16 protein-coding genes and 1 pseudogene are annotated in these 14765 nt (G+C 71.1%); 13 read left to right on the top strand and 4 right to left on the bottom strand.

The annotated features are described in order from the left end of the window. Positions 1 to 24 precede the first annotated feature (24 nt). Genes ACFFC4_RS01430 through ACFFC4_RS01380 form a run of 11 tightly spaced genes read left to right on the top strand, consistent with a single transcriptional unit; the run spans position 25 to position 10687 of the window. Positions 25 to 882 carry a L,D-transpeptidase family protein gene (locus ACFFC4_RS01430; protein WP_375497030.1) on the top strand — a complete coding sequence of 286 codons (858 nt, stop codon included), beginning with the start codon at positions 25 to 27 and terminating at the stop codon, positions 880 to 882. After that, positions 879 to 1742 (top strand): D-alanyl-D-alanine carboxypeptidase family protein, encoded by an 864-nt coding sequence (locus ACFFC4_RS01425; RefSeq protein WP_375497028.1) that lies wholly within the window; start codon positions 879 to 881, stop codon positions 1740 to 1742. Before ACFFC4_RS01430 ends, ACFFC4_RS01425 begins: the two co-directional genes overlap by 4 nt. Before the next feature lie 51 nt (positions 1743 to 1793). Then, positions 1794 to 2900: an alanine racemase gene (alr, locus tag ACFFC4_RS01420; protein ID WP_375497026.1), complete on the top strand. Its 1107-nt coding sequence runs from the start codon at positions 1794 to 1796 to the stop codon at positions 2898 to 2900. A 28-nt stretch (positions 2901 to 2928) separates the two neighbouring features. Further along, positions 2929 to 3444 carry a tRNA (adenosine(37)-N6)-threonylcarbamoyltransferase complex ATPase subunit type 1 TsaE gene (gene tsaE, locus ACFFC4_RS01415; protein WP_375497024.1) on the top strand — a complete coding sequence of 172 codons (516 nt, stop codon included), beginning with the start codon at positions 2929 to 2931 and terminating at the stop codon, positions 3442 to 3444. Positions 3445 to 3452: 8 nt separating this feature from the next. Then, positions 3453 to 4094, top strand: a complete 642-nt coding sequence (tsaB, locus tag ACFFC4_RS01410) for a tRNA (adenosine(37)-N6)-threonylcarbamoyltransferase complex dimerization subunit type 1 TsaB (RefSeq protein WP_375497022.1) — start codon at positions 3453 to 3455, stop codon at positions 4092 to 4094. Further along, positions 4091 to 4552: a ribosomal protein S18-alanine N-acetyltransferase gene (gene rimI / locus ACFFC4_RS01405; RefSeq protein WP_375497020.1), complete on the top strand. Its 462-nt coding sequence runs from the start codon at positions 4091 to 4093 to the stop codon at positions 4550 to 4552. The genes tsaB and rimI overlap by 4 nt, the downstream gene beginning before the upstream one ends. Beyond that, positions 4549 to 5577 (top strand): tRNA (adenosine(37)-N6)-threonylcarbamoyltransferase complex transferase subunit TsaD, encoded by a 1029-nt coding sequence (gene tsaD / locus ACFFC4_RS01400; RefSeq protein WP_375497018.1) that lies wholly within the window; start codon positions 4549 to 4551, stop codon positions 5575 to 5577. Before rimI ends, tsaD begins: the two co-directional genes overlap by 4 nt. Beyond that, positions 5577 to 5792: a hypothetical protein gene (locus ACFFC4_RS01395; protein WP_375497016.1), complete on the top strand. Its 216-nt coding sequence runs from the start codon at positions 5577 to 5579 to the stop codon at positions 5790 to 5792. Before tsaD ends, ACFFC4_RS01395 begins: the two co-directional genes overlap by 1 nt. Before the next feature lie 43 nt (positions 5793 to 5835). Next, on the top strand, positions 5836 to 8784 hold the full coding sequence (locus ACFFC4_RS01390; RefSeq protein WP_375497014.1) for an AMP-binding protein: 2949 nt from the start codon (positions 5836 to 5838) through the stop codon (positions 8782 to 8784). 53 nt (positions 8785 to 8837) lie between these two features. Next, positions 8838 to 9362, top strand: coding sequence for a SigE family RNA polymerase sigma factor (locus ACFFC4_RS01385; RefSeq protein WP_375497012.1), 525 nt, complete (start codon positions 8838 to 8840; stop codon positions 9360 to 9362). After that, on the top strand, positions 9359 to 10687 hold the full coding sequence (locus ACFFC4_RS01380; protein WP_375497010.1) for a hypothetical protein: 1329 nt from the start codon (positions 9359 to 9361) through the stop codon (positions 10685 to 10687). The genes ACFFC4_RS01385 and ACFFC4_RS01380 overlap by 4 nt, the downstream gene beginning before the upstream one ends. A gap of 47 nt (positions 10688 to 10734) precedes the next feature. On the opposite strand, the gene ACFFC4_RS01375 is transcribed toward ACFFC4_RS01380, so the two are convergent. Both ACFFC4_RS01375 and ACFFC4_RS01370 read right to left on the bottom strand, forming a co-directional pair. Next, positions 10735 to 11172: an endonuclease domain-containing protein gene (locus tag ACFFC4_RS01375; RefSeq protein ID WP_375497008.1), complete on the bottom strand. Its 438-nt coding sequence runs from the start codon at positions 11170 to 11172 to the stop codon at positions 10735 to 10737. A 307-nt stretch (positions 11173 to 11479) separates the two neighbouring features. Next, positions 11480 to 11623: pseudogene (locus ACFFC4_RS01370) on the bottom strand (type IV toxin-antitoxin system AbiEi family antitoxin domain-containing protein); the annotation flags it as partial. A 183-nt stretch (positions 11624 to 11806) separates the two neighbouring features. On the opposite strand from ACFFC4_RS01370, the gene groES reads away from it, so the two are divergent. Both groES and groL read left to right on the top strand, forming a co-directional pair. Continuing rightward, complete coding sequence (groES, locus tag ACFFC4_RS01365) at positions 11807 to 12115, top strand: co-chaperone GroES (protein ID WP_375497166.1); 309 nt, start codon at positions 11807 to 11809, stop codon at positions 12113 to 12115. A 113-nt stretch (positions 12116 to 12228) separates the two neighbouring features. After that, positions 12229 to 13854, top strand: coding sequence for a chaperonin GroEL (groL, locus tag ACFFC4_RS01360; RefSeq protein WP_375497006.1), 1626 nt, complete (start codon positions 12229 to 12231; stop codon positions 13852 to 13854). A gap of 69 nt (positions 13855 to 13923) precedes the next feature. Here the strand turns inward: groL and ACFFC4_RS01355 are convergent, their stop codons facing one another. Both ACFFC4_RS01355 and ACFFC4_RS01350 read right to left on the bottom strand, forming a co-directional pair. After that, the gene (locus tag ACFFC4_RS01355) at positions 13924 to 14205 is read right to left on the bottom strand and encodes a WhiB family transcriptional regulator (protein ID WP_375497004.1); all 282 of its coding nucleotides are present in this window, start codon (positions 14203 to 14205) and stop codon (positions 13924 to 13926) included. Positions 14206 to 14367: 162 nt separating this feature from the next. Beyond that, entirely contained in the window at positions 14368 to 14757 is a 390-nt protein-coding gene (locus ACFFC4_RS01350; protein WP_375497002.1) for a DUF5319 family protein, read from the bottom strand. Between the last annotated feature and the right edge of the window lie 8 nt (positions 14758 to 14765).

Below are 14765 nucleotides of genomic sequence, written 5' to 3'. Positions count from 1 at the left end.
GGTTCCGTTGGCTACGGTGCTGTCATGTTGACGGCGATCGCCCAGCGCGCGTTGCGCCAAGGCAACGCAGCGGTTATCAACGTCGCCCTGCTCGCTTGCATCGCAGCGTCGCTGGTATGCCTCGTCGGCGCGCCGCCGGCCGCCGCGGCCGCAAAGCCCGTGACGTCGGTCGCCGCGGGCCAGGGGCTGCAACTGGGCACCACCCTGTTCTCGCATGATCACCGGTTCCGCGCGCAGGTGACGAGCGGCGGGAACCTCGTTGTCACCGGACCGACCGGCCGGGTGTGGAGCACGAGGACGCGGGGCGCGTCGGCCCGGCTGCGGGTGCAGTCCAACGGCGACGTCGTGCTGTGGTCCGGCTCGCGTGCGTTGTGGCGCAGCGGAACCTACGGCTCGGGCGGGGCCAATGTGTTGTGGCTGGGGTCGGACGGTGTGCTGCGGATCAGCAATCACGCAGCGCTGGTGTGGGCGAGCTCGTCGGGCAATGCCTGCGGGGGCAACCGTTCGGCACATCGCATCCGGATCGTGCTGCACCGACAGCTCGCCTGGATGTGCAGGTACCGCCAGTTGATCCGCACGTCCTTCGTCACGACGGGTGCCACCGCGAAGGGCGACGGCACCCCGACCGGCAGCTGGCGCATCTATGCAAAGACCCGCGACACCCACCTGCGCCCGGCCGCCGGGGGCGTCTACTTCGTGCACTACTGGATGCCGTACAGCGGTGCCTACGGCCTGCACGACTCGCCGTGGCAGCGCTTCGCCTACGGCAGCGCCCGCTACCGCACGCAGGGATCGCACGGTTGCATCCACCTGCCGGGCGCCACGATGGCGTGGTTCTACCGCTGGGCTCCGATCGGCACCGGCGTCACCGTGTCGCGGTGAGAACGTGTGCCGGGGTCACGCTGGGCCTGATCGTCACGCTGATCGCGGCGATGCTGGTCGTCGCCGCGACCCCGGCGGGCGCGGGTGCTCGCGACGCCAGCATCTGGCCAGCTCACGGCCAGGCGGCCTACGTGCTGACTGGCGAGGTGGTCCATGCCGGCCCCCACCAGCGGGCGCGACCCGTCGCCAGCGTGGCCAAGGTGATGACGGCCTACCTGGTCCTCCGTGCGTGGCCGCTGCCCGCCGCCGCGCCGGGGTTCTCGATGACGGTGACGCTTGCCGACGTGGCTGACACCGCCCGGCGACGCAGTCAGAACCAATCGCTCGTGCCGGTCGCTGAACACGAGCGTCTGACCGAGCGGCAGGCGTTGGCTGCCGTTCTGCTGCCGTCCGCCAACAACGTTGCCGTCATGCTGGCCCGACGGGTCGGCGGCAGCGTACGTGCTTTCGTCCGGACCATGAACCGCACCGCCCGCGCGCTGGGCATGACGCACACGGTCTACACCGATCCCAGCGGCTTCGACGCCGGCACGGTCTCGACCGCGGTCGATCAGCTCAAGCTGTCGATCGTCGCGCTCCGCGTGCGCGCTTTCGCCGGCCTGGTGAGGCTCACGAGATTTCGCCTGCCGGTGGCCGGCACCGTCCACAACACCGACACGTTGCTCGGCACCGACGGTTTCGTCGGCGTCAAGACCGGCTCGACCAGGGCGGCGGGTGGGTGCTTCGTCTTCCGCACTCGGCGCAGCGTGCACGGGAGGCGCATCGAGATCACCGGGGTCGTGCTCGGTCAGTACAACGGGCGGACCCTGCTCGCGGCCGGCCTGACCGCGGCGCGCAGGCTCGCGGACCGCGTCGGATGACCTGACTCAGCCCGGTGCTTCCGGATGGCCCGGGTGTCGGACAATGGGCCCATGCAACGGACCGAGGCCGTGATCGACCTGCGCGCGATCACCGACAATGTCGCGAAGATGGCGTCGGGCACGTCCGCCGAGGTGATGGCGGTAGTCAAGGCCGACGGCTATGGACACGGGCTGCTGCCTAGCGCTCAGGCCGCGCTCGCGGGCGGGGCGACGTGGCTGGGCACCGCCATCGTCGATGAGGCGTTGGTCCTGCGCGCCGGCGGCATCACGGTGCCCGTGCTGTCCTGGCTGTGGACGCCCGACGAGGCGCCGACGATCGCCCGGGCGCTGGCCGCGGACGTCGACCTGTCGGTCAGCAGCCTCTGGCAGCTCGACGTCGTCAGGGCGGCCGCTCGCAAACTCGGCCGACCCGCCCGCGTCCACCTCAAGATCGACACGGGGTTGTCACGCAACGGCTGCTATCCCGACGACTGGCCCGAACTCGTCACCGCCGCGGCCAAGGCGCGCGCCGGCGGCGAAGCCGAGGTCGTCGGCGTCTGGAGCCACTTCGCCTACGCCGACGAGCCCGGTCACCCGACCATCGCCAAACAGCTGACGGTGTTCGACGACGCGCTGACCACGGCCAAGAACCTCGGCGTCGAACCGCAGCTGCGGCACATCGCCAACTCGGCCGCGACGCTGACGCTGCCCGCCACGCACTACGACCTCGTCCGTCCCGGCATTGCGGTCTACGGGTTGTCGCCGGTCGAGGGCGACTTCGGCCTCACCCCGGCCATGACGCTGCGCGCCGCGGCCGCGAGCGTGAAGCGGGTGCGTGCCGGCGAGGGCGTCTCGTACGGCCACGAGTACGTCACGGACCGCGACACCACGCTGGTGCTAGTGCCGCTGGGTTACGCCGACGGAGTGCCGCGGCACGCGTCGCGGGTCGGCCCGGTGTGGGTGAACGGCGAGCGGTTCACCCTCGCCGGACGGGTGTGCATGGACCAGATCATCATCGACGTGGGCGACCTCGACGTCGCGCCCGGCGACCCGGTCGTCCTGTTCGGCAGCGGCGCCGACGGCGAGCCCACGGCCCAGGACTGGGCCGACGCGGTCGGCACGATCCACTACGAGATCGTCACGCGCATCGGCCCCCGCGTGGCCCGCGTCTACGCATGACTCTCGGACCACGATGACACTCGGACCCATGCTTGGCCCCGGCCGCCGGCCCGGGCCCGAGCTGAACCTGGCCACCGGCGCCCGACGCTTCGTGCTGCCCACCGCGCAGGACACCCACGACCTCGGCGTGCGGCTCGCTGCGCTGCTTCGCGCCGGTGACCTGCTCGTGCTCAGCGGCCCACTCGGCGCGGGCAAGACGGCGCTCGTGCAGGGCATCGGCGCCGGGCTCGGCGTGCAGGGTCGCGTCGCCTCGCCCACCTTCGTCATCGCCCGCGTCCACGAGCCCGGACGCCCGGACGGCCTGGCGCTGGTGCACGTCGACGCCTACCGCCTCGGTTCGCTTGCCGAGGTCGATGATCTCGATCTCGACGTCGAGGCCGGCAACACCGTGACCGCGGTCGAGTGGGGCGCCGGCGTCGCCGAGCGGCTCGCCGACGCGCACCTGCTCATCGAGCTCGCCCGGGCCGCCGACACCGACCAGCGCACGGCCCTGCTCCGCCCGCACGGCGGCGACTGGGCGCAGCGCTTGCAGCAATTAGGCTGACCGGCGCAATGTTTGCCCTGGCCATCGATACCTCCTCGCCCGCCGTGACGGCAGCCGTCGTGACGACCGATCTCGAGCTCGTCGTTTCGCGAACCCCGATCGCCGCCCGCGGGCACGGTGAGCTGCTGAGCCCGTCCATCGCCGAGGTGCTCGTCGACGCCGGCCTCACCCCCGCCGAGCTGGACGTGATCGTGGTCGGCACCGGACCGGGCCCGTTCACCGGGCTGCGCGTCGGCCTCGTCACCGCCGCCGCGCTCGCCCACGCGCTCGACGTCCCGGCCTACGGCGTCTGCTCGTTGGACGCCATCGGCGCGCTGTACCCCGACGACCCGGCGCTGCTCGTCGCCACCGACGCGCGGCGCAAGGAGGTCTACTGGGCGCGCTACGAACACGGCGTCCGGGTCGGAGAGCCCGGCGTGGCCCGGCCCGAGGACGTTCCGCTCGACGGCGTCACTTCGGTGGCCGGTCCCGAGCTGTACGACTGGCCCGGTCTCGAGCGCCGCCCGGCGCACCACCCCGACCCTGTCGCCCTGGTGCGGCTCGCGCAGCCGCGCATCGAGTCGGGCGCGCCGGCCGATCCGCTGCCGCCGCTCTACCTGCGCCGCCCGGACGCCGTCGTGCCGGGCGCCCCGAAGGCGGTGCGGCAGTGATCGACTCCGTCCGCATCGTGGCCATGACGCCCGCCCACATCGACCTGCTCATGCCTTTCGAACGCGGCATGTTCGGGCCCGAGGCCTGGACGCGCGGCGGCTACCGCGACGAGCTCGCGGACCACCGGCACCGCACGTATCTGGTCGCCGAGTCGGACGATGCGGCGCTGCTCGGATGGGCCGGCGTTCGGGTGGTCGCCGACGAGGCCGAGGTGCTCACTGTCGGTGTCGTCCCCGGCGCCCGCCGCACCGGCCTGGCCCGCCGCCTGCTCGCCGGCCTGCTCGACGCCGCCGCCGCGAAGGGCGCCAAGGACGTCTACCTCGAGGTCCGGGTCGACAACGTCGCCGCCCGCAGCCTGTACCGCAGCGAGGGCTTCGACGACGTCGGCGTGCGGCGCGGCTATTACGAGCACGGCCGCGTCGACGCCGTCGTCATGCAGCTCAAGCTGGCCCCATGACGATCGTGCTGGGGATCGAGACGTCCTGCGACGAGACGGGCGTCGGCCTGGTGCGCGACGGCGTGCTGCTCGGCGACGCGCTGGCCTCGAGCATGGCCGAGCACGCGCGCTTCGGCGGCGTGGTGCCCGAGATCGCGGCGCGCGCGCACGTCCAGGCCATGGTGCCGACGGTGCGCGCGGCGCTCGAGAACGCCGGCCTCGGCCTCGGCGAGGTCGGGGCGATCGCTGTCACCGCCGGCCCGGGCCTGGCCACGGCGCTGCACGTCGGCGTCGCGGCGGCCAAGGCGTACGCCCTCGCCCTCGATGTCCCGCTGTATGGCGTGCATCATCTGGCCGGGCACGCCGCTGCCGACACCCTCGAGCACGGCCCGCTGCCCGACCGCTCGATCGGGCTGATCGTCAGCGGCGGGCACACGTCGCTGTTGTTTGTCCGAGACCTCGTCCGCACGCCGATCGTGCACCTGTCCGACACCTTCGACGACGCCGCCGGCGAGGCCTTCGACAAGGTGGCTCGGCTGCTCGGGCTGCCCTACCCCGGCGGCCCGTCGATCGACCGCGCCGCCCGCGAGGGCGACCCCACTGCCGTGAGATTTCCGCGCCCGCTCACCGGCCCCAACGACCCGCCGCTCGGGTTCTCGTTCAGCGGGTTGAAGACGGCCGTCGCGCGCTACGTCGAAGGCGTTCACGACCCGGCCGTGACGACGCAGGACATCGCGGCGAGCTTCCAGGAGGCGGTCGCCGACACCCTGACCCGCAAGGCGTTGCGAGCCTGCCGCGACCAGGTTGTCGACACGTTGGTGATCGTCGGGGGAGTGGCCGCCAACAGCCGGATCCGCAGCCTCGCGCAGGAGCGCTGTGCGGCGGCGGGCGTCGAGCTGCGCATCCCGCCGATGCGGCTGTGCACCGACAACGGCGCCATGATCGCCGCCATCGGCGACCTGCTCGTGCGCGACGGCGCCCGGCCGTCGCCGTCGGACTTCTCGGCCATCCCCACCGTCGAGCTCAGCTCCGCCCAGCTCAGCTGATGACGATCATGTGGGAGGCGGAGGCCGCCGACGGTCGCCTCGAGGAATTGATCGACTACGTCCGAACGGCCGCCGACCCGAGCGCCGATGTGTACCGCAGCCGCGACGGCCGGGTGGTGGTCATCGACCCGACCGGGCGTGGGCTCGACGACGTCCCGCCCGAACTGCTGGCCCGGTCACCCCACGCCTGGCCCTTCGAACGCGTGCACCGATGATCACCGCTTGCACCTGGCGCCGGTACAGACCACCCTTCACCAGATGACGGACGCAACGGGCCACAGCGCGGAAACCGGTAGCGCCGTGGTGCGCTATGCCCAGCGGGTGCAGCACACGGCCCGCAACGTCGCCGAGTTCGTCCGGTTCGGCGGGCTGGACACCGGTGAGGAGCAGTCGCCCTTCACCGTCGAGGCCGAGCAGCAGAACTACCGGCTACGGCACTACTTCGCCGACGACGTCCCGCCCGGCGCCACTCCGTTGCTGATGATCCCGCCGCTGATGGTCACCACGGAGGTCTGGGACGTCTCACCGAACACGACCGCGGTCGGCTCGCTGCACGCCGAGGGCCTCGACACCTGGGTCGTCGACTTCGGCCATCCCGACCGCGAGCCCGGCGGCCTCGAGCGAACACTCACCGACCACGTCCTCGCGGTCAGCGACGCGATCGATCGCGTCGTCAAAGCCACCGACCGGCCGGTCGTGCTCGCCGGGTACTCGCAGGGCGGCATGTTCGCCTACCAGGCCGCGGCCTACCGGCGCGGGCGCGACATCGACAGCCTCGTCACCTTCGGCTCGCCCGTCGACACCCGCGCGCCGCTGCCCATCCCGATCTCGCCGGACGTGGTGTCACGCCTGGCGAACGACATCGTCGAGTCGGGCCTGCTGCGCAAGATCGCCGTCCCCGGCTGGTTCTCGCGCTCGGCCTTCAAGATGCTGACGCCGGCCAAGTCGCTGCAGGACCGCGTCCAGTTTCTGCTCGCCCTCACCGACCGGGACTCGCTGCTGCCCCGTGAGCGGCAGCGCCGCTTCCTCGACGGCGATGGGTGGACGGCCTACTCGGGGCCGGCGATCGCCGAGCTGCTCGAGCAGTTCGTGACGCACAACCGGATGCTCGAGGGCGGCTTCGTCATCGACGACCGGCTCGTCACGCTGGCCGACATCGAGCTGCCCGTGCTCACCTTCCTGGGCAGCCGCGACACCATCGGCCACCCGGACTCGGTGCGCGCGATCAGGCGCGCGGCGCCGCGGGCGACCGTCTACGAGGTGTCGCTACCGGTGGGGCACTTCGGGCTCGTCGTCGGCTCCACCGCGAACGAACGCACCTGGCCGGACGTCTCGTCGTGGGTGCGCTGGCGCCAGGAGCAGGCCCCGCTTCCCGACGAGATCGTCCTCGCAGACACCGTCACACCCGGACGCGGCCCGCGCCCAGACGCGAGCATGGCCGCGGTGGGTCAGGCCATCGAGCTCGGCGTCGGCGCCGGACGCATCGCCGTCCAGCAGGGCAAGCGGGTCACCCGGCTCGTGCGCGGCATCGTCCGCGACGCACCCCAGCAGTTGCCGCGGCTCAGCCGCATCGAGCAGCTCGAGCCGCACACCCAGATCTCGCTCGGGCTGCTGTTGGACGAACAGACCCGGCGCGCGCCCGAGGACATCTCCTTCCTGTTCGGCGATCGCGCGTACCGCCAGCACGACCTCAAGCGTCGCGTCGACAACGTCGTGCGCGGGCTGATCGACATCGGGGTGCGGCACGGCGACCGCGTCGGGGTGCTGATGGCCACCCGCCCCAGCGCGTTCACCGTCATCGCGGCGGTCAGCCGGCTCGGCGCCACCGCGGTGCTGCTGCGGCCCGACGGCGACACCAAGCGGGAGATCGCGCTGGGCCGCGTCGGCCGGGTGATCTCCGACCCCGAGCACCTCGATCCCCTGGATGAGCTCGCCGACGTCGAGTGGGCCGTGCTGGGGGGCGGGGGCGAGGGGCGAAAGCTGCACCCCCGCGCCCTGGACATGGAGCGCATCGACCCCGACCAGGTGCCCTTGCCCGGGTGGTTCAGCCCCAACCCGCACAAGGCCACCGATGTCGCCTTCGTGCTGTTCACCGGCGAGGGCGCCGGCACGAAGGCGTTGCAGATCACCAACCGCCGGTGGGCGCTGTCGGCACTCGGGACCGCGTCTGCTGCCTCGCTGCGCCCCGGCGACACGGTGTTCAGCACGACGCCGATCCACCACTCGTCCGCGCTGCTGATGAGCATCGGCGGGGCGGTGGCCTCGGGCGCGCGGTTCGCGCTGGCGAGCCACGACGACCCCGACACGTTCTGGGAAGAGGTGCGCCGCTACGGCGCCACCCACGTCGCCTACACCTGGACGTCGCTGCACGACATCGTCGACGCGCCGCCCAACCCGGCCGAGCAGCACCACCCGATCCGGATGTTCATCGGCTCGGGCATGCCCCGCAATCTCGGGCGCCGCGTCGCGGAGCGGTTCCCGACGACGAAGATCGTCGAGTTCTACGCCTCCGCCGAGGGCGAGGCGATCCTGGCCAACGTCAAGGGCCGCACGGCCGGCTCGATGGGCAAGCCGCTGCCCGGCACCGCTGAGGTGCGGGTGGCGTCCTTCGACCTCGCGACCAAACGGTTGCGCCTGGGTTCCGACGGCCTGGCCCGGGAGTGCCTGGTGGACGAGATCGGCCTGCTGCTGGCCCGCGTGCACTCGGCCGAGTCCAGCGCCGGGACGCCGATGCGTGGGGTGTTCGAGAGCGGCGACGCGTGGCAATCGTCGGGCGATCTGTTCCTACGCGACGGTCAGGGCGATCTGTGGCTCGCCGGCTCATTGTCCGAGATCGTCGACACCGCCCACGGCCCCGCGCTGCCGTCCGCCGCCCGCTATGCGTTGGCCACTGTCCCGGCCGTCGACCTGATCGTGGCCTATGGCGTCCCCGAGGGCGACGATGACGACGTGCGTGACGTCGTCGTCGTGGCCGTCACGGTCCGCTCGGGTGCCCAGCTGACCAGCGCCGACCTCGAGCAACCGCTCGGCAAGCTGCCGCTCGTGCACCGCCCCCGGTACGTCCAGGTCGTGCCGTCGATCCCGATGACCACCTGGCACCGCCCGCTCTGGCGCACGCTGCAGGCCAAGGGCGTGCCCACGCCGTCGCGCACCCGGCAGGTATGGCGCCTGGACGACGACGGGACGCATTACCGACCGCTGGACTGACCGCAACGCAACGTTTCGGCACTCCGCACTGTCTGTTGGGCATGGAGGTGCTGGTGATCCGCCCGACCGACCCAGGCGCCCGTGACCTCGCTGTGCCCGATCCGGACACCGGGTACGCGGCGTTCGTCCGCCTGCACACACCAGCCCTGCTGCGGATGGCCTACGTCTTGACCGGCAACGCGCTCGCGGCCGAGGAGCTGGTCCAGGACACGATGGTCCGGCTGCTGCCACGGTGGACGAAGGTCGAGGCGGCCGAGGTGCCGATCGCCTACGTCCGCCGATCGCTGGCCAACCAGTACATCAACCAGCGACGCCGGGCGGCACGCCGCGAGTTCGCCTACGCCGACGTGCCCGAGCGCGCCGACGACCACGACCCGGTCGCGCAGGTCGCCGACCGCGACGAGATCTGGGCCGGCCTCACTCACCTGCCCGAACGCCAGCGCGCCGCTCTCGTGCTGCGCTACTTTGAAGACCTCAGCGACACCGACATCGCCGCCGCCCTGGGCGCCCGCGTCGGCACGGTGCGCAGCCTCATCAGTCGCGGGCTCGCGACGCTTCGCGCGGAGATGGCACCATGACCGAACCCCACGACACCGATCCGCTCGAACGCGGGCTGCGGCGTTCGCTCTCGGCACGGGCAGACGACGCTCCGGACGCGCACGCGTTGACTCAGCGCTTGCTGGCCGTCGGCGAGCAGCGCCGGGTCCGCCACCCCTGGACGACCTTCGGCACGCCGTTGCTGGCCGCGGCCTGCGTGGCGGCGATCGTTGCCGTCGTGCTGGCGATCGTGCAGCCCGGCCGCTCCGACCACGCGCCGGACAGCAGTGACTCGTTGCCGGTGCCGGTGCCGTCCGTGCTGACCCCGGCTCCCACGCCGCGCAACAGCTCCCCGACCCCGAGCCCCACGGCCACCGGGTCGACGCCGGCGCTGCGCAACGTCCGGATCGTCGACCTGACCTTCACCAGCGCAGACTCCGGCTGGGCCCTGGCCTCGGCCGACTGCCTCAGCGGCTCCGGACGGTGCACCGCGCTGCTACGCAGCACCGACGGCACGACGTGGGCGGGCCGCGCCGACACCCCGTTCGACGTGTCCGGCGTGAGCGCCGGCTGCCCGCCCGACAAGTGCGTCACCGACATCCGCTTCGCCACCGACTCGGTCGGTTACGCCTACGGTCCGAACGCGTTGTTCATGACCCGCGACGGCGCCGTGCACTGGACGCAGCTCGCCGGCGGCGCCGACGCGCTGGAGACCCTGAACGGCAACGTCATCCGGCTGAGCCTGAGGCGGGATGTCATCTCCGTCTCGACGGCCGCCATCGGCAGCCCGTTGTGGACGGTACGCACGCTGTCCGGCCCAGGCAGCCTGCTGACCGCTGCGGTGCTGGTCCGCACGCGCGAGGCCGCCTATATCGTGGGCCTCGACAACCCGGCAAAACCCAGCGCGTCGCAACTGTTCACCTCCGGCGACGACGGCGATAACTGGACTAACCGCGGCGTGCCGTGCCCGTCCGGCGCCGGCGTGATCAGCAGCACCGGCGTTGCGGCCGCCTCGAACGACCTGGTGGCGCTGGTTTGCACGCCCACGTCCGGCGGGCGTCCGGCCCTCGTCCTCGGGACGCCTACCGGATCGCTGTCGGTCGATCGCCTGCTGCCGGCCGCAGCACAGGCCGCCCCCTTCGTGGCTGCCGTTTCGAGGACGACCTTCATTGCCGGCGGGACAACGCTCTACCGCACCACCGACAGCGGCGCGTCGTGGACTGCGGACGCGTCGGTCGACATCTCGGCCGGCATCACCTTCGCCGGGTTCGAGACCACGACGGTTGGGCGATTGGTCACCGACGGTGGGCGGACCATCTGGACGACGCGCGACGCGGGTGCTACCTGGACCAGGGCCGATCCCTGACCGATCGTGGAGTGTTGAGTGCGGTAACCGGGCGGAACACTCCACGATCAGGGGAGGTGACCCTGGATCGTGGCCACCACGTACCCAGGTCGCTCGATCAGGTCGGCCCAGGTGAAGCGCAGCACGGTCCACCCCAGTGCAACCAGGGCGTTCTGCCGTTGCCGGTCGCGTTGGAAGCGGTCGACGTCGGTGTGAAACGCCCGGCCGTCGACCTCGATGGCGAGCCGGGCCGATCGGATCGCGACATCGACCACTGCGACGAGTTCTCCCTCGAACCACACCGGATGATTCGGCAGCCAATCGTCGATGCCGGCCTGACGCAGCAACCGGTGCAGAAGCCGCTCGGAGTGTGCGGCCGCGCCGTCCCCACAGGTGGTCGCGACCTCGCGCAGTCGGGTGTTGCCGGTACGTCCCGGGTGCTCGGTCAGGCGGTGCTCGACATCGGAAAGCGTGAGCCATCCCCGCTGTAGCGCCCGATCGGCCAACCGCTGTGCCTCGCCTGACCGCAGACGGCCCAGGTGGTCGAGCAAGGTCTGCCGCCCGGGTGGTCACCGGCAGACCTTCGCGGGTGGTGATCCTCGAGGTCGGCGTGTACACGCGGTGAATCCGCACGCCGTGCGGGCGACTCACGTGCCGGGTCGGCGGCAGCACGATGTCGATCAGCGGCGGCGGTTCGTCGACCGTGCCCCACAGATGACCGGCCGTACCGAACCCGAGGACGCCTCCGGTGCACAACACGGCCACCCAGAGCCTGGCGCGGTAGGTGTACGGGGCGCCGCGGACCAGGTAGACCCCGCGTTCCTGCCGTTCGATCGCGCCCGCCCGCGTCAGTCGGTGGGTTGCCGACGGGCTGAACCCCGCCGTCGCAAGTTGCCGGTGGGTGATCGCGCCGTCCTGCGCCCGCGCAATCTCTGCCCAGCCCACGGTTGCGAGCATGGTGGCTGCAGGACGTCACCCGACGGTTGTCCACAGCGCCAGCGGACCACCCCGCCGTCGACAGCTGGCACTCACCGCGTTAGAGTGCCAGTCTAGGAGGATCGGTTGACCCCCGCGACGGCAGCCGGCTCCGCTCATACGCCAGTTGACTGAACCAGTCATCACCTGCAGAAGGGGAGTCACATCGTGACCGCCACCAAGGTCAGCATCAAGCCGCTCGAGGACCGCATCGTCGTGCAGGCCAACGAGGCCGAGACGACCACCGCTTCCGGCATCGTCATCCCGGACACGGCCAAGGAGAAGCCCCAGGAGGGCACCGTCCTTGCCGTCGGCCCCGGCCGCATCGACGACTCGGGCAACCGCGTCCCGATCGACGTCGCCGTCGGCGATACCGTCCTGTACAGCAAGTACGGCGGCACCGAGGTCAAGTACGCCGGCGAGGAGTACCTCGTGCTCTCGGCGCGCGACGTTCTCGCCGTCATCGAGAAGTAGTTCGACCGAGCACACCGAGCACGACCCGATCCGCCCCGGCGCGCTCTGCGTGACCGGGGCGTTCGGCTTTTTCCCCGGATCAATCACCGGACCACACTTGTGAAAGGAACATCATGGCCAAGACCCTCACCTTCGATGAGGAGGCCCGGCGTGCGCTCGAGCGCGGCGTCGACAAGCTGGCCAACGCCGTCAAGGTCACCCTCGGCCCCAAGGGCCGCAACGTCGTGCTGGCGAAGTCCTACGGCGCGCCGACGATCACCAACGACGGCGTGACCATCGCCCGCGACATCGAGCTCGACGACCCGTTCGAGAATCTCGGCGCGCAGCTGGCGAAGTCCGTCGCCACCAAGACCAACGACGTAGCCGGCGACGGCACGACCACGGCCACCGTGCTCGCCCAGGCCCTGGTCAACGCCGGCCTCAAGAACGTCGCGGCCGGCGCCAACCCCGTTGCGCTCAAGCGAGGCATCGACGCTGCTGTCACGGCCGTCACCGAGGCCCTCGACAAGGCCGCGCAGCCCGTCAACGGCGAGCAGGAGGTGGCGCACGTAGCGACCATCTCCGCGCAGGACGCCACCATCGGCAAGCTCATCGCCGAGGCGTTCACCCAGGTCGGCAAGGACGGTGTGATCACCGTCGAGGAAGCCCAGACGATGAGCACCGAGCTCGAGTTCACCGAGGGTATGCAGTTCGACAAGGGTTACATCAGCCCGTACTTCGTCACCGACCCTGAGTCCGGCGAGACGAGCTTCGACAATCCGTACCTGCTCATCACCACGCAGAAGATCTCGGCTGTCGCCGACCTGCTGCCGGTGCTCGAGAAGGTCGCCCAGGCGGGCAAGCCGCTCGTGGTCATCGCCGAGGACGTCGACGGCGAAGCGCTGTCCACGCTCGTCGTCAACTCGATCCGCAAGACCTTCCAGGCCGTCGCGGTCAAGGCGCCGTTCTTCGGTGACCGCCGCAAGGCGTTCCTGCAGGACCTCGCGATCGTCACCGGCGCCGAGGTCATCGCGCCCGAGGTCGGCCTCAAGCTCGACCAGGTCCAGCTCGACTCGCTGGGCACCGCCGGGCACGTCACGGTCACGAAGGACACGACGACGGTCACCCACGGGTCGGCGTCGCAGAGTGACATCGACGCGCGGGTCGGCCAGATCCGCAAGGAGATCGAGGACACCGACTCCGACTGGGACCGCGAGAAGCTGCAGGAGCGGCTGGCCAAGCTGGCCGGCGGGGTCGGCGTTATCAAGGTCGGCGCGGCCACCGAGGTCGAGATGAAGGAGCGCAAGCACCGCATCGAGGACGCGATCTCGGCCACCCGGGCGGCGGTCGAGGAGGGCATCATCGCCGGTGGCGGTGCCGCTCTCGTGCACGCGTCATCCGCACTCGACGGTGACCTCGGGCTGTCCGGCGACGAGGCGACGGGCGTCGCGATCGTGCGCAGCGGGCTCGTCGAACCGCTGCGCTGGATCGCCAGCAATGCCGGCCTCGAGGGTTACGTCGTCACGGCCAAGGTGGCCGGACTCGCCGAGAACCACGGCCTGAACGCCGCGACCGGCGAATATGTCGACCTGCTCCAGGCAGGCGTCGTCGACCCGGTCAAGGTCACCAAGGCCGCGCTCGCCAACGCCGCGTCGGTGGCCTCGCTGGTGCTCTCGACGCAGAGCGCCATCGTCGAGAAGCCGGCCGAGTCCGAGGACGAGGCCGGTCACAGCCACGGCGGGCACGGGCACAGCCACTAGCACGACCAACGCAACGGGGCCCGCAGCGCATGCTGCGGGCCCCGTTCGCGTGTTGGGTTGCGCAGGAGCTCAGGCGGACTTGCCGATCAGCAGCGTCTCGCGTTCCTCGGTCGACAGCCCGCCCCAGACGCCGTACGGCTCGCGGGCGGCCAAGGCCCAGTGCAGGCAGTTCTGGACGACCGGGCAGGTTGCGCAGACGGCCTTGGCGCGCATCTCGCGGCGCACGCGCGACGGCCCGCGCTCGTTCTCGGGGTGATAGAAGTTCGACGTGTCCTGGCCGCGGCACGCGGCGTCCATCTGCCAATCCCAGTCGCCCTCACGCGGAGTGGGGAGCCGTCGTTCGTCGGCCATGTCCTGACCTTTCGGGACCGGGACCACTCGGCTGTGGTCGTTAGGAGGTCCAAAGACTGAATCGACGAAAGGTGACGCGGCATTACACGAATTCAGCAAGAAATTCTTGCTGGAGGTACGACTCGTCCGATTTTGTCAGGAACGTCGCGGCGCTGCGGTAGCTCAGGGACGCTGCGAGAGCTCTTGCACCGCGTCGTTGTAGCCGCGGGCGTAGTCCCAACTGACGTAGGCGTCCGGGTCAGGAGCGTAGGCAGGCTCGTGCACGTGCGTACGGCCCTCGCCGAGCAGGGCCTGCAGGTTCGCCGCCATCAGGGCCCAGCCGAAGAAATGCTGCTCGCCGCAATCGGCGCAGTCGACGGTGATTCCGTCGACACCCTGGGGCGCGAGGATCGCGCGGAACGACTGCAATTCGGTGAGGTCGGCCAGAACGTCCTCGCGCTCCTCGTCGGTGAGTGGCGGCGCGGCGTAGGTGTCGGCAGCATCGTCGAGGGCGGCGGCCGGGTCATTCGGATCGCCGCGGAACGGGTCGAGCGGGCCGTCGTCGAGATTCATCGAACCCC

It is taken from the genome of uncultured Jatrophihabitans sp., from assembly GCF_964244045.1.
Lineage (GTDB): Bacteria > Actinomycetota > Actinomycetes > Mycobacteriales > Jatrophihabitantaceae > Jatrophihabitans.
Note: the sequence above shows the minus strand (reverse complement) of the source record. Positions and strands in the feature narration are given on the sequence as shown.

What these genes read in the sequence shown, in the direction of transcription:
- ACFFC4_RS01430 (WP_375497030.1), top strand. Translation starts at nt 25, where the DNA reads ATGTTGACGGCGATCGCCCAGCGCGCGTTGCGCCAAGGCAACGCAGCG.
- alr (WP_375497026.1), top strand. Translation starts at nt 1,794, where the DNA reads ATGCAACGGACCGAGGCCGTGATCGACCTGCGCGCGATCACCGACAAT.
- tsaE (WP_375497024.1), top strand. Translation starts at nt 2,929, where the DNA reads ATGCTTGGCCCCGGCCGCCGGCCCGGGCCCGAGCTGAACCTGGCCACC.
- tsaB (WP_375497022.1), top strand. Translation starts at nt 3,453, where the DNA reads ATGTTTGCCCTGGCCATCGATACCTCCTCGCCCGCCGTGACGGCAGCC.
- tsaD (WP_375497018.1), top strand. Translation starts at nt 4,549, where the DNA reads ATGACGATCGTGCTGGGGATCGAGACGTCCTGCGACGAGACGGGCGTC.
- ACFFC4_RS01395 (WP_375497016.1), top strand. Translation starts at nt 5,577, where the DNA reads ATGACGATCATGTGGGAGGCGGAGGCCGCCGACGGTCGCCTCGAGGAA.
- ACFFC4_RS01390 (WP_375497014.1), top strand. Translation starts at nt 5,836, where the DNA reads ATGACGGACGCAACGGGCCACAGCGCGGAAACCGGTAGCGCCGTGGTG.
- ACFFC4_RS01380 (WP_375497010.1), top strand. Translation starts at nt 9,359, where the DNA reads ATGACCGAACCCCACGACACCGATCCGCTCGAACGCGGGCTGCGGCGT.
- groL (WP_375497006.1), top strand. Translation starts at nt 12,229, where the DNA reads ATGGCCAAGACCCTCACCTTCGATGAGGAGGCCCGGCGTGCGCTCGAG.
- ACFFC4_RS01355 (WP_375497004.1), bottom strand. Translation starts at nt 14,205, where the DNA reads ATGGCCGACGAACGACGGCTCCCCACTCCGCGTGAGGGCGACTGGGAT.
- ACFFC4_RS01350 (WP_375497002.1), bottom strand. Translation starts at nt 14,757, where the DNA reads ATGAATCTCGACGACGGCCCGCTCGACCCGTTCCGCGGCGATCCGAAT.